At 53.4% G+C, this 11,758-nt stretch carries 15 protein-coding genes; 13 read left to right on the forward strand and 2 right to left on the reverse strand.

The window, feature by feature from the left end; genetic code table 11:
• The 12 genes from flgA (at position 1) to F3F93_RS07390 (ending at position 9,916) form a co-directional block, all read left to right on the forward strand.
• Positions 1-723, forward strand: a complete 723-nt coding sequence (flgA, locus tag F3F93_RS07335) for a flagellar basal body P-ring formation chaperone FlgA (protein ID WP_241697030.1) — start codon at positions 1-3, stop codon at positions 721-723.
• Positions 720-1,415 (forward strand): flagellar basal body L-ring protein FlgH, encoded by a 696-nt coding sequence (locus tag F3F93_RS07340; RefSeq protein ID WP_176958525.1) that lies wholly within the window; start codon positions 720-722, stop codon positions 1,413-1,415. The genes flgA and F3F93_RS07340 overlap by 4 nt, the downstream gene beginning before the upstream one ends.
• On the forward strand, positions 1,403-2,521 hold the full coding sequence (locus tag F3F93_RS07345; protein ID WP_176958526.1) for a flagellar basal body P-ring protein FlgI: 1,119 nt from the start codon (positions 1,403-1,405) through the stop codon (positions 2,519-2,521). Before F3F93_RS07340 ends, F3F93_RS07345 begins: the two co-directional genes overlap by 13 nt.
• Positions 2,521-3,024: a rod-binding protein gene (locus tag F3F93_RS07350; protein WP_176958527.1), complete on the forward strand. Its 504-nt coding sequence runs from the start codon at positions 2,521-2,523 to the stop codon at positions 3,022-3,024. The genes F3F93_RS07345 and F3F93_RS07350 overlap by 1 nt, the downstream gene beginning before the upstream one ends.
• The gene (gene flgM / locus F3F93_RS07355; protein ID WP_176958528.1) at positions 3,014-3,301 is read left to right on the forward strand and encodes a flagellar biosynthesis anti-sigma factor FlgM; all 288 of its coding nucleotides are present in this window, start codon (positions 3,014-3,016) and stop codon (positions 3,299-3,301) included. Before F3F93_RS07350 ends, flgM begins: the two co-directional genes overlap by 11 nt.
• Positions 3,295-3,753, forward strand: coding sequence for a flagellar export chaperone FlgN (flgN, locus tag F3F93_RS07360; protein ID WP_176958529.1), 459 nt, complete (start codon positions 3,295-3,297; stop codon positions 3,751-3,753). The genes flgM and flgN overlap by 7 nt, the downstream gene beginning before the upstream one ends.
• Positions 3,750-5,480: a flagellar hook-associated protein FlgK gene (flgK, locus tag F3F93_RS07365; RefSeq protein WP_176958530.1), complete on the forward strand. Its 1,731-nt coding sequence runs from the start codon at positions 3,750-3,752 to the stop codon at positions 5,478-5,480. The genes flgN and flgK overlap by 4 nt, the downstream gene beginning before the upstream one ends.
• Complete coding sequence (gene flgL, locus F3F93_RS07370) at positions 5,477-6,658, forward strand: flagellar hook-associated protein FlgL (protein WP_176958531.1); 1,182 nt, start codon at positions 5,477-5,479, stop codon at positions 6,656-6,658. The genes flgK and flgL overlap by 4 nt, the downstream gene beginning before the upstream one ends.
• A 6-nt stretch (positions 6,659-6,664) precedes the next feature.
• Positions 6,665-6,922 carry a carbon storage regulator gene (locus F3F93_RS07375; protein WP_176958532.1) on the forward strand — a complete coding sequence of 86 codons (258 nt, stop codon included), beginning with the start codon at positions 6,665-6,667 and terminating at the stop codon, positions 6,920-6,922.
• Positions 6,885-7,310: a flagellar assembly protein FliW gene (locus F3F93_RS07380; protein WP_241697039.1), complete on the forward strand. Its 426-nt coding sequence runs from the start codon at positions 6,885-6,887 to the stop codon at positions 7,308-7,310. The genes F3F93_RS07375 and F3F93_RS07380 overlap by 38 nt, the downstream gene beginning before the upstream one ends.
• Positions 7,311-7,404: 94 nt before the next feature.
• A complete protein-coding gene (locus F3F93_RS07385; protein WP_241697031.1) occupies positions 7,405-8,784 on the forward strand; it encodes a YihY family inner membrane protein in 1,380 nt (459 codons plus the stop codon).
• Positions 8,777-9,916: a Xaa-Pro peptidase family protein gene (locus F3F93_RS07390; protein ID WP_176958533.1), complete on the forward strand. Its 1,140-nt coding sequence runs from the start codon at positions 8,777-8,779 to the stop codon at positions 9,914-9,916. The genes F3F93_RS07385 and F3F93_RS07390 overlap by 8 nt, the downstream gene beginning before the upstream one ends.
• A gap of 13 nt (positions 9,917-9,929) precedes the next feature.
• On the opposite strand, the gene F3F93_RS07395 is transcribed toward F3F93_RS07390, so the two are convergent.
• Positions 9,930-10,205 carry a hypothetical protein gene (locus tag F3F93_RS07395; protein ID WP_176958534.1) on the reverse strand — a complete coding sequence of 92 codons (276 nt, stop codon included), beginning with the start codon at positions 10,203-10,205 and terminating at the stop codon, positions 9,930-9,932.
• A 12-nt stretch (positions 10,206-10,217) separates the two neighbouring features.
• On the opposite strand from F3F93_RS07395, the gene F3F93_RS07400 reads away from it, so the two are divergent.
• Entirely contained in the window at positions 10,218-10,805 is a 588-nt protein-coding gene (locus tag F3F93_RS07400; RefSeq protein WP_176958535.1) for a membrane-associated protein, read from the forward strand.
• A 14-nt stretch (positions 10,806-10,819) separates the two neighbouring features.
• Here the strand turns inward: F3F93_RS07400 and F3F93_RS07405 are convergent, their stop codons facing one another.
• Positions 10,820-11,749 (reverse strand): lysylphosphatidylglycerol synthase transmembrane domain-containing protein, encoded by a 930-nt coding sequence (locus F3F93_RS07405; RefSeq protein ID WP_206675393.1) that lies wholly within the window; start codon positions 11,747-11,749, stop codon positions 10,820-10,822.
• Between the last annotated feature and the right edge of the window lie 9 nt (positions 11,750-11,758).

Raw genomic sequence — 11,758 nt, forward strand, 5'->3', positions numbered from 1 at the left:
ATGCTTCGCCACCCATTGTCTGAAAAATCCTCCAACTTGTTGCCTGCGCTGTTTCTGGCTCTGCTGCTTCCTGCCTTTACCTTACCTACCTACACATGGGCAGCTACCGATTCAGCCATGCAGCAATCTCTGGAGAAATTTTTCAACAATGGAGTGGCGCTGCGTGGTGCAACTGCTGAACTGATCCGCGTAGAGAGCTGGCCAAACAGTGCCGGTGCAATGCGCTGGTCACTGCCAAACATCAAACGAGGACACCCACAGCGCTTCTCTTTGATTGCCGAGCAGGGCAACAAAAAGTGGTATGTCCCTGTACGGGTACACTGGTGGGCCAAGGCCATAGTCATGAAAAAGAGTGTTCCGGCACGGAGCTTGCTCTCACAGGATATGATGAAACTAACTCGTGCCGATATCGCAGGCCATAATGGTTACTGGTGGGACAATAGTCGCGACCTGACAGGCATGCGCCTGACTCGCCCACTGGCTAAAGGCGATGTGATCTTCCGCAGCCACATCAAACAGCCACCCATGATCAAACGCGGTGATATCGTACAGATCATTCTTGATACCGGACGCATCAGTATCCGCTCCGAAGGCAAAGCGATGCGCAATGCCAGCCGGGGTGATCGCATTCTGGTAAAAAACATGCGCAGCAACGAAGTGATCCAGGCCGTTGCCGAAGATACAGGTGTTGTGCGCATCTCATTACGGGGGAATAACGGATGAAATCCTCGATCTTAATCACGCTGCTGGCGCTCTCCTCTTTTACCTTCACCGGCTGCATGCCACACACAACCGGCGACCTGGATAATGAAGAGAAAGCCTCGCTGGAACATGCCCTGAACGCACAGCAGGCAGACACCTCCAACTCCGGCTCACTCTGGGCCAATGGCGGCGCAGGCCTGCTCTCTGATCCCAAAGCAGCTCGCCTTGGCGATCTTGTCACCGTGCTGGTACAGGAGACAGCCAAAGCAACCCGCTCACTGGGCTCCAACCAGAGTAAAAGCTCATCCCGCGATGCCGGCCTCACTGGCAACCTCAGCTTCTCGGGTAATCAGCGCACTTCAGGCGTTACCAGCTCCGGCAATGTCGGCATGACCAACTCAAAATCCTTTAATGGCAGTGGCTCCACCAACAACTCGGATACCCTGACTGCCAGCGTCACCTCAGTGGTCACCAAGGTCTACCCCAATGGTAACCTCTATATCGTGGGTAAGCGCAAGCTCACCATCAACCATGAACCGCAGGAAATTACATTTTCGGGCATCATCCGTCCGATTGATATCTTACCTGATAACTCCATCTCTTCAGCCAAGGTAGCCCAGGCTCGTATCAGCTACGGTGGTGCAGGTGCACTGGCAACAGTGGCCCATGAAGGGTGGTTCTCTCAGACACTGGATCAGATATGGCCATTCTAAATTCAACCCGACTCCCTATTCTCCTCACCATGCTGGCAGCCATGCTTCTGGCATCAACCCAGGTCAACGCGCAACGGGTTAAGGATATTGCCGACATTGAAGGTGTGCGTGGCAATGCCCTGATCGGTTACGGCCTCGTTGTCGGCCTCAATGGCACCGGCGACTCCGGCACCTCATCACCATTCACCATCAACAGCATCACCGCACTGCTTGAACGTCTGGGTGTAAATGTCAGGGCCGACATCAGCAAGATGAAACCAAAAAACATCGCCGCTGTGATGGTCACCTCCGAACTGCCTGCTTTCTCCCGTCCGGGTCAGCAGCTGGATGTCACCGTATCAAGTATCGGTGATGCAAAAAGCCTGCGTGGCGGCACACTGCTGGTTACCCCGCTGCTTGGTGGTGATGGCAACCCCTATGCTGTTGCTCAGGGCGGTCTCTCTGTCGGCGGTTTCTCCGCTGAGGGCAAGGGTGGCGGTCAAACCAAAAATCATCCTACTGCAGGTACCATTCCCAATGGCGCACGTGTTGAAAAAGCTGCCCCTTATGGTCTCTCTCCCGATCAGGATCGCATTACTCTGAGTCTGCGTCGTCCCGACTTCACTACCGCCAAGAGCCTGCAGGATGCGATTAACCGTCAACTTGGCGAAGGTATGGCGCGTGCCATCAACCCCTCCACCGTGCAGGTATGGAATCCCAACAGCAATACCGTCGAGCTGATCGCCTCACTGGAGCAGATCGATGTCTCTATCGATCATGCTGCTGTAGTCATTGTTGATGAGCGTACCGGCACCATTGTCATGGGCCAGGATGTGCGCATCGACACTGTTGCAGTAGCTCATGGTAATATCACCGTCAGTGTGGCTGAAAATCCTGAGGCTTCACAGCCCCACGCCTTTGGTGCAGGCCAGACTCAGGTGCTTGATCGCACCCAGGTCAATGTTGATGAAGAGCAGGCACGGCTTGTTGTTCTGCCTAAACAGGTTTCACTTTCCGAACTGGTTGGCGCACTTAATGCAGTCGGTGCCACACCGAGTGATCTGATGGCTGTACTGCAGGCGATCAAGGCAGCAGGTGCTCTGCATGCCGAACTGAGGACCATGTAATGAGAGACCTCGTCGAATTCGTTATCGACGGCATCATGCAGCATGAACGCATGCAGGAGCAGTCGCAGCGTCAGCAGGCCCATGCTTCTCGCATGAAGCAGCGCCAGCCGCTGGCTGATCAGCCAGTCCGGGTAGATGGCGTCGGCCACCAGGTTGAGGCCTCATCAAAGGATAAAAATCAGGCGCTCTGGAAAGCCAGCCTGCAGTTTGAAGCCATCTTTGTGCAGCAGATGATGACAAGCATGCGTAAAACCGTGCACAAGTCCGATTTTATGCCCAGTGGCTTTGCTGAGGATATGCACGCCTCGATGATGGATGAAGCGATCGCCCAGGCCAGTACCAAGCACAGTAATTTCGGCCTTGCCAAATCTATCTACAGACAGCTTGAAGCTGCCGAGAGCACCCGGACTCAACCCATTTCTGCTCAAGAAATTTCCAGGGTTGCCGATAAGTTGAAGATGACTGATGAGTTGACTATGGAGGCGACCAGAAATGCGCATTGAACGTACAGGTGGCCCAGCTGAAATTCACAAGACCAAAACAGCGGGCAAAGCCAAAGGAAAACATACCTCTTCCAGCAGCTCAGGCGACTCTGTACAGGTCACCGACTCCGCATCACTGCGTGAGAAGGCACTGACCATGCTGGCAGATATGGATGCTGTGCGAATGGATCGGATTGAAGAGATCCGGGATGCCCTTGAGAGCGGCACCTACAAATCGGACAGTAAAAAAATTGCCGCGCAGATTGTCAGTAACGCGCTGGCGGAGCACCCATGGTAGTCAATCAACTCTCCTCCTCTGTGATGCAGGAGCTTCGCATCCTGCTGGAACATATGAACGTCTGTGCACTTGCCCTTGAAGAGATCAGCAAGCAGGAGCAGAAGGCGATCCACATTCTCGATTCCGACCGCATTATGCTGCTGGCAGACAGGCGGGTAGATGCCCACCAGAAGCTGGGGCAGCTGGAAGCGGAGTGTCACGCCCTGCTGAAACAGCAGAACATTCCATCGGATATGACACTGGAGATGGTGATCGATATGTATGGTGGTGCCGAAGCACGTGATCTGCAGGCGATTCGCCGCAAACTCTACAACCGCGTTCTCAGTGTAGATAAAGGCACTCAGGAAACCCGTCTGCGTCTGCTGGCAGCTTACAGTGTGACCTCTACAATCCTGCAGTCACTCGGGCTCACCCAGAGCAACAACACCTATAACAGAAGTGGTGCAAAATGATTTTCCCCAGCCTTACGATCGCATCCAGCGCCCTGCAGGCACAACAGTCGGCTATTGATGTTGTTGCGCATAACATTGCCAATGCCAACACTCCCGGTTATTCGCGTCAGACTGCGGGACTAGCCACCCTTTCACCTGAAAAAATCCAGAACCTGACATTCGGCCGTGGCGTTGAGCTGCAGAGCGTGCAGCGCGTTGTTGACCCGATCATCAACGATGCGATGGTCGTCAACAGCTCGCAAACCGCCTACTGGAGCTCTCTCAATGATGGTCTCAATGCTGTGGAAAATGTCTTTGGCAGCCTCTCCAGTACAGGTCTTGCCTCTGCACTGGACGAGTTTTTCCTCTCATGGCAGCAGATGAGTAACAATCCGCAGGACAGCGGCCAGAAGTTCAATGTGCAGGCCAAAACTACAACCGTGATCAATAATATTGTCACCATGAGCAGTCAGCTCTCCAATGCTCAGGCCAGTGCCGATACCAAAATCAATGACAGCATCGCCCAGGCCAACCTGCTGATGACCAAGATCGCCTCACTCAATGGCCAGATCACCCGTCAGGAGAATGTGGCTCAGGGTGGTACAGCTTCAGCCAATGACCTTCGCGATCAGCGTGACACCGCCATCCGGGACCTCAGTAAGATCATCCCGCTGCAGGTCGTTAACAGCAATGAAAATGGTGTTCTGATACAATCAGCCAATGGTGACCTGCTGGTGCAGGATAATGTTGCCCGTCAATTCGGGCGCGGCCCTGTTGGTGCCAATGGTTTCGGCTCTATTATCATTGCTGATACAGGTGCCACGATCAGTGGTACACTGGCAGGCGGTGCCATCGGTGGTCTGCTTGAACTCAGAGACACAAAACTTAATAACTATCTGACACAGATCGACAGTATCGCTGCCAACATGATCTTTGCGGTCAATCAGGCCCATGCCAACGGCAATCCCGGAACCGGACTGACCTCTATCACCTCGCAAGAGACAGGCAATGCAACCATTCCACTGAATGATCCACTGCAGGTTGCTCCGTTTGCGGCGCTGGTTCAGAACGGCAGCTTTAAGGTACACACCTATGATGCTGCAGGTGTAGCGACACCTCCTGGTGGCACTACCATCAACATCACTGCAGCCACATCAACGATGACAACATTGGCAGCCGATATTTCTGCCGTTGCTGGTGTCACAGCAACGATCGGAGGCAATGGTCAGCTAACCATTACAGCTGATGCAGGAACCACCTTTGCCCTCTCTGATGATACCAGCAACGTACTGGCAGCCTATGAGATCAACAACTTCTTCCACGGCTCCAATGCGGGAACCATCGCCCTCTCAGCCAATGTTCAGGCCAGTGCAACCAACATCAATACAGGCAGAGCTGTCTCTGCTACATCTGAGATTCAGATTGGCGACAGCAACACAGCCATCGCCATTCTTGCCTTGCAGAATCAGTCCATCACCTATGATGGTACCACCTCGGCCAGTCTGCATGATCGCACCACCCTGATCTCATCCACCTACGGAACAGACGTCACGATCTCAACGCAGCAGCTACAGTATCGCACTGCTGAAGCCGACTCCCTGAGCTCACAGCGAGAGGCGATTTCAGGCGTGAATATTGATGATGAACTGGTGACCATGATCAAATTCCAGCGAGCCTATGAGGCCTCGGCCAAGGTTATTAGCACCTCGAATACAATGCTTGACTCGCTGCTGGGGCTGATACGATGAGAATTACAAGCGCACAACTCTATAACAACCTGCTGGCAGGCGTGCAGCAGCAGATGGATATCCAGGCGAAAGGTGATGCCAAAATCACCTCCGGCACCCGCTATCAGACACCTGCTGAGGCTGCGCTTGACTACCGTACCTCACTCGATATCAGACACGCACAGAGGGGTGTTGATGGTGGCCTTGAAGCATTGGCCATTGCCGAATCACGACTCAGCGTCAGCCAGAATCACCTGATGACCATGAACAATGTTTTTTCGCGTGCTCAGTCACTGGCGATTCAGCAGTCCTCTGCTCAGGTCTCCGCTACCGAACGGCAGGCTGCCATCTCGGAGATCACCCATCTGACCACTGCGCTCCTCAACAGTGCCAATCAGCAATGGCAGGGTCAGTCACTCTTCTCCGGTGCGGCAGTAGATAAAGTGGCCTTTATAAGTAACCCCTTCAATGCCGGTACTGCTGTTTATGCAGCTGGCACCAATACATCGATCACCAATGTGACGCAAACGGCTAATCCGGCAGCGGTCAATGATGCCTACACCATCACCCTTGATGCTGCAGGCACCAACATCACCAGCATTACCAACGGCGCTTCAGTCAATCTGCTGGCTGCACCCGTTACACTTGCAGCCGGTGCCAACAGTGTGACCCTGAGCAACAGTGTTCAGTTAAGTGTAACCTACAGCGGCACTCCCGTAGCCGACCCTGCAGCTGGAACGATCACTGTAAGCGGGGCAATTCAGGATGGCAGTGTGACCTACAATGGCAGCAGCCAGGATCGTGTCGTCAATATTGATCCCGCCCTTCAGGTAGTCAGTAATGCACGCGGCGATGATCCCGCCTTTACTGCGGCTTTTCAGGCCATTGTCGATTTCAAGGCTGCACTTCTGGCCAATGATACCACCGCCATCAGCGCATCGATCGCATCATTGAACAGTGCCGGTAATGGCATGATCGACCTGACTGCCGATATCGGCGCAAGACTGGATGCACTCTCCATCACCAAAACCACCTATGAGGAGATGAAGGCGCACTTTGCCATACGCCTGAACACCCATGAAGGGGTGGATCTGGCTGCCGTAGTTACAGAGATGAAGCTCTCTGAGGTCTCTCTGCAGGCGACATACAGCCAGATCTCCCGCTTATCAAGCCTCTCGCTTATCAACTTCCTGCGCTAAATTCAGATGCTGATTCTGCGCAGAAAGATCGGTCAGGTGATTACGATCAACGATAACATCCGGATTATTATCCAGGATGTGCAGAATGAGCATATTGTGCGTATCGGCATTGAGGCTCCCCCTGACATTCCGGTACATCGTATGGAAATTTATAACCTTATTCAGCAAGAGAACGCATCTGCCGGCGGCGGCGGTGCACTAAACTGGTTAAAAGGAGCGTCGAGTGATGGCAGCAACAGCGACGAAAACAGTGATGAAACCTGAAGCTAACGAAGCCTTCTACTTTCCACAGGGACTGGCCGGTTTCAGCGATGCCCATGAGTTCGGATTTATCTACGAAGGACATGGCGACATTGTCTGCCTTCAGTCTATCGACAGTCCGGAAGCGGCTTTCCTGCTGACACCATGGGATGAAGAGCGCCTTGGTGCTGCACCGAAACTTCCTAATGAACAGTGCAGCTGTATCAATATCGACGAGCAGAGTCAGATTATGTGGATGCTGGTGCTCAACCCCTTTGCCGACAAACAGTGGGTTACCGCCAACCTCAGGGCCCCTATCGCCCTGAATCTGGAGGCACGCATGGGAGTGCAGTGCATCCGTGCAGATTCAGAGCTTGAAATCCGCTATCGCTGGATGAAACAACCCGCCTGATCCCGAACTTCCAGGTAAATGCTCATGAAGTTGCCTCTTTTTTTCTCCATACAAAACATTAAGCTGGGGAACTGAAGCAGATTGAGGAGCAACTATGGCCGGTTCCACTAAACCGACAACTATTAAACAGCTATCCAAACTTCTGGAGATGGATGTGGCAGATATTGCCAGCCTGCCTTCTCTCTATCGCCATGCCACCCACCTGCTCCGCCTCTCCTACCGGGTAATCGGACGCTTCATTGCAGATAAATGTATTCAGCGCGCTTCGGCTCTGGCTTATGCCTCACTGCTGGCGATTGTGCCGATGGTGGCTCTCGGCTTCTCGGTATTTACCAGCTTTCAGGCTTTTGATGCTGTGGCCGGCAGTGTCAGCGATGCCCTGCTCGACTACCTGATGCCGACCAGTCAAAAAGCGGTGCAGGATTATCTCGGTACAGTTGCTGATAAAACTACGGCCATCTCTGTGTTCGGTGTTATCGGCCTGCTCTTCACCGCCACGGCACTGCTCAATACCATTGAAGAGGCGTTTAACGATATCTGGCGTATCACCAGGGCACGCGCCTGGCTCTCCAAATTCATCACCTTCTGGGCGACCCTGACACTGGCACCTATTCTGATTGGTGCCTCCATCAGTATCACCTCCTATTTCACCGCACTACCGGTCATTAAAGAGGTAGCAGAGGGTGCATCCTACATTCGTGAAGCACCTTTTCTTGTGCCCTGGCTGATGTCATCACTGGCCATGGCAACACTGTACAGCGTGCTTCCCAATACCTCTGTTCCGTTTCGCTTTGCTGCCATCGGCGGTCTGGTTGCAGGTGCCCTGTTTGAGTGGACCAAAGCAGGGTTTGCCTATTATGTCACAGAGGTTGCCAATTATGAGCAGCTCTACGGTGCACTCTCCACCCTCCCTATATTCCTGATCTGGATCTATCTGATCTGGGTGATTGTACTGCTGGGCTCTGAAATCGCCTTCTGCGTACAACATCCTGAGCAGTCACACCGCCAGAAGAGCAGCTTCCAGAAATCCGGCATCCGTCAGTTCTATTCACATCTTATCCTGCTGCGCGCAGCCCAGGCCCTGCATGCGGGCACAACGCTGAAGATGCGTGATCTGATTGAGGAGACCGATCTCCCCAGCAATATCCTGCAGGAGTGGCTCGATCAGCTTTGTGTAAATAAACTCCTGCGCTTTACCGAAGCCAACGATGAGGAGTCCGGCTGGCTGCCCGGTTTCGATGCCGATCAGATGAGCCTTTATGAGATATTCCATCGTCTTAATGAGACACCGATGGAGGTGCCCGAAGAGTGGCAGGAGAGCTCACTCGGCAGACAACTGGCCGGTCTCTACTTCCGCCTCGGCAGGGAGCGGTCGGATCTGCTGAAGAGCTTGAATATCCGTGACATCATGGAGCGCGAGAAGGAGCGAGAGGACGCCAGAGAAGATGTTCTGAACGATACACTGCATGAGTGATTCAACAGCTTCTGCCCGCCTGATTATTGCCGATTCTGAACATGATGCCGACATGCTCTATGTCAGCGGCATGTTTGTACCCGATGCCTTTATCGCCATTGCACTCAATGGTCAGTGGCATGGCCTCTTCTCCCCGCTTGAGGTGGATCGCGCCCGCAAAAATTCAAAGTTTTCACAGGTGCATCTTGATGCGCCATACCGATTAAGCGCTGAAAACAGAAACCGCAGTGGCCTGGCTGCAGTCGCAGCTGCATTTCTTGATGGCCATGCAGTTACAGCGCTTGAGGTTCCACCCCACTTCCCCTTCGCCTACGCCGAGCAGCTGAAAACGTGGGGGTTTGAGGTCAAGGCCAGTGATGGAGCCTTCTTTCCTGAGCGCGCTGTTAAAAACGAAACAGAGATCAGACACTTGGCTCATGCAGAAAAACTGACCCGACAATCGATGATACAGGCTGAAAGGTATCTGGCCGCTTGCAGCATTGGCGATGATGGTATCCTGCGTGATGGCATCTCTGCTAAAAAGGTGAAAGCAGCTGATCTGCGTCGTGCCATTGAGACCTTTCTGATCGGTAACGGTGCCATGCCTGCCCACACCATTGTCGCTTGTGGCAGAGAGGGTGCAGACCCGCACAATATCGGCACAGGTTTCATTCGCGCCCATCAGCCGATCATTATCGACATCTTCCCGCGCGTGCTTGCAACCGGATACTGGGGAGATATGACCCGCACCTATGTCAAAGGCAGCGCCACACCTGAGGTGAAAAAGATCTATAACACCGTCCGTGAAGGTCAGGATATCGGCCTCTCCATGGTTCAGAATGGGGTTGAAGGCTTTACCATTCACAAGGCCATCACTGACTATTTTGATAGACAGGGATTTCCGACAAAGATGGTGCGCGGCAAACAGACCGGCTTCTTCCACGGCACCGGCCACGGCGTCGGCCTGCAGATTCATGAAGCGCCGGGCATCTCCACCCGCCCAGGCACCTTAAAAGCAGGTCAGGTGGTGACTGTAGAGCCGGGCCTCTACTATCCGGGCTTAGGTGGTGTACGCATCGAAGATATGGTCGTCGTCCGCGACAACGGCTGTGACAACCTCACCAAACATAAACGACGATTAGAAATCGCGTAGCGATTCACTCTCTTTATGATTTTTCCTTTTGCAGGATATTGGTGTCACCGAGTTGCCAGAGCACAATATCAACAGGCAGAGATGCGATGATGAGAACGATTCCAGAGTAGTGCAATGACCGCTGCAGCTTCATCTGTGCATCGAAGATATGCACATCGGCCATCAAAACAGCTGCAACAACCTCACGAGAGAAAAAAGCACGAAACAACTGCATTGTGGGCATCCCTTTGACTGGCCTGAAGCGCGTATAACGGTGTAAGCTCGGCGGTATGGCAATTATGGATTCCATGCATGACGCCAGATGAATGAGCTGTTGCCCTTATGGCTTAAACTATGCTACTCGGCTTATGTGGCAATCACCCTGATCGTCTACTGGTTCAAATACGGCCCTGGAAACTATCTCTGGTTTTCCGATATCGCCCTGATTCTGACCTTACCGGCACTGTGGCTGGAGAGTCCACTGCTGGCCAGTATGATGCTGCTGGCCGTGCTGTTGCCGGAGATAGTCTGGAGCATAGGCTTCTTCTCGGGCCTGCTTACAGGTAAACCGGTTGGCGGACTGGCCGATTACATGTTCGACCGGAATCTGCCGCTATATCTGCGCGCCCTCTCCCTCTTCCATCTCTTTTTGCCACCGCTGCTGATCTGGATGGTTTTCAGGCTTGGCTACGATGAAAATGCACTACTCTGGCAGACGCTACTGGCCTGGATTGTTTTGCCGCTGAGTTACCTGATCAGCGATCCGATAGAGAATGTGAACTGGGTGCATGGACCGGGCGGAAAAGCGCAGCACCGTCTGCCCCCACTGTTATACCTGGCAGTGCTGATGCTGGGCTTTCCGCTACTGATCTACCTGCCAACCCACTGGCTCTTTCTCTTCCTCGATTAAAGCTGAGCCCCGGTTCAGCAGCCCCGCCCGGATTGATCCCTCTTCAGGATTTTGGTGCCACCGAGTTGCCAGAGCACGATGCCGCCGGGCAGTGAGGCGGTGATGAGAACAATGATCCAGAGCGCAGCCATAGCCGCTGCGGCTTCACCTGACGCGCCGAACCAGACAGCGAAACCGACATAACCGGCCTCGCGAATACCTAAACCGTTAAAGGAGAGTGGAAGTGCTGAGGCCAGCGCCACAAGACAGATCATAAATCCGTAGGCGAACCAGGAGAGTTCAAGACCTACAGCGGCGCCGAGAAAAACATGTGCCTGCACGACCAGCAGTTGAAAAATAAGGGAGAGTGGCAGAGAACGCCACCATGCAGTGGAGAACGCTCTGCTGGTCAGAGGAAGAGTCTTCCAGCCGGAGAGTCTGCCCTGCCATGCTGAACGCTGCAGCTTCGGCCACCACAGTTTGGTGGTAAACAGGATGGCAAAACCAAGCAGCACTCCTCCATTCCAGAGCCATATCCACAAGGCAGGAATATCGAGAAAGAACATACAGAAGGAGACAACCGTCGCGAGTGCGACAACGCCGTTGACGCGCTCAAGGATCACACTGGCAGCAGCTGGCCAGCCTGCATTCTCTCTGTCTTTAGCCAGCAGGTAACCTCGAGCCACATCACCACCGACAATCGATGGCAGAAACAGGCTTAAAAACATACCGAGAAAATAGAGCTGCAGCTTTCTGGCAAGTTGTACGCTTAACCCCAGCCCGCGCGCCAACCATGCCCAGCGCAGCGCGGAGAAAAACTGACCGATAATCAGACAGAGCAAGGCTGCAAGCACCAGTGACCAGTCCGCTGTTTTTAAAAGCGCAAACATGGCACTCAGATCAAGTGACCAGATCAGATAACCCAACAGCAGGGCTGAGAGTAGAAGTTTAATCCACAACATCATAAATAGGAG

It is taken from the genome of Mariprofundus sp. KV (genome assembly GCF_013387475.1).
Taxonomy (GTDB): domain Bacteria; phylum Pseudomonadota; class Zetaproteobacteria; order Mariprofundales; family Mariprofundaceae; genus Mariprofundus.

Coding starts and splice junctions, on each gene's coding strand:
- F3F93_RS07340 (WP_176958525.1), top strand. CDS start 720: ATGAAATCCTCGATCTTAATCACGCTGCTGGCGCTCTCCTCTTTTACC.
- F3F93_RS07380 (WP_241697039.1), top strand. CDS start 6,885: ATGGCAGCAACAGCGACGAAAACAGTGATGAAACCTGAAGCTAACGAA.
- F3F93_RS07345 (WP_176958526.1), top strand. CDS start 1,403: ATGGCCATTCTAAATTCAACCCGACTCCCTATTCTCCTCACCATGCTG.
- F3F93_RS07350 (WP_176958527.1), top strand. CDS start 2,521: ATGAGAGACCTCGTCGAATTCGTTATCGACGGCATCATGCAGCATGAA.
- flgN (WP_176958529.1), top strand. CDS start 3,295: ATGGTAGTCAATCAACTCTCCTCCTCTGTGATGCAGGAGCTTCGCATC.
- flgK (WP_176958530.1), top strand. CDS start 3,750: ATGATTTTCCCCAGCCTTACGATCGCATCCAGCGCCCTGCAGGCACAA.
- F3F93_RS07375 (WP_176958532.1), top strand. CDS start 6,665: ATGCTGATTCTGCGCAGAAAGATCGGTCAGGTGATTACGATCAACGAT.
- F3F93_RS07390 (WP_176958533.1), top strand. CDS start 8,777: ATGAGTGATTCAACAGCTTCTGCCCGCCTGATTATTGCCGATTCTGAA.
- F3F93_RS07400 (WP_176958535.1), top strand. CDS start 10,218: ATGAATGAGCTGTTGCCCTTATGGCTTAAACTATGCTACTCGGCTTAT.
- flgA (WP_241697030.1), top strand. CDS start 1: ATGCTTCGCCACCCATTGTCTGAAAAATCCTCCAACTTGTTGCCTGCG.
- flgL (WP_176958531.1), top strand. CDS start 5,477: ATGAGAATTACAAGCGCACAACTCTATAACAACCTGCTGGCAGGCGTG.
- F3F93_RS07405 (WP_206675393.1), bottom strand. CDS start 11,749: ATGATGTTGTGGATTAAACTTCTACTCTCAGCCCTGCTGTTGGGTTAT.
- F3F93_RS07395 (WP_176958534.1), bottom strand. CDS start 10,205: ATGGAATCCATAATTGCCATACCGCCGAGCTTACACCGTTATACGCGC.
- flgM (WP_176958528.1), top strand. CDS start 3,014: ATGCGCATTGAACGTACAGGTGGCCCAGCTGAAATTCACAAGACCAAA.
- F3F93_RS07385 (WP_241697031.1), top strand. CDS start 7,405: ATGGCCGGTTCCACTAAACCGACAACTATTAAACAGCTATCCAAACTT.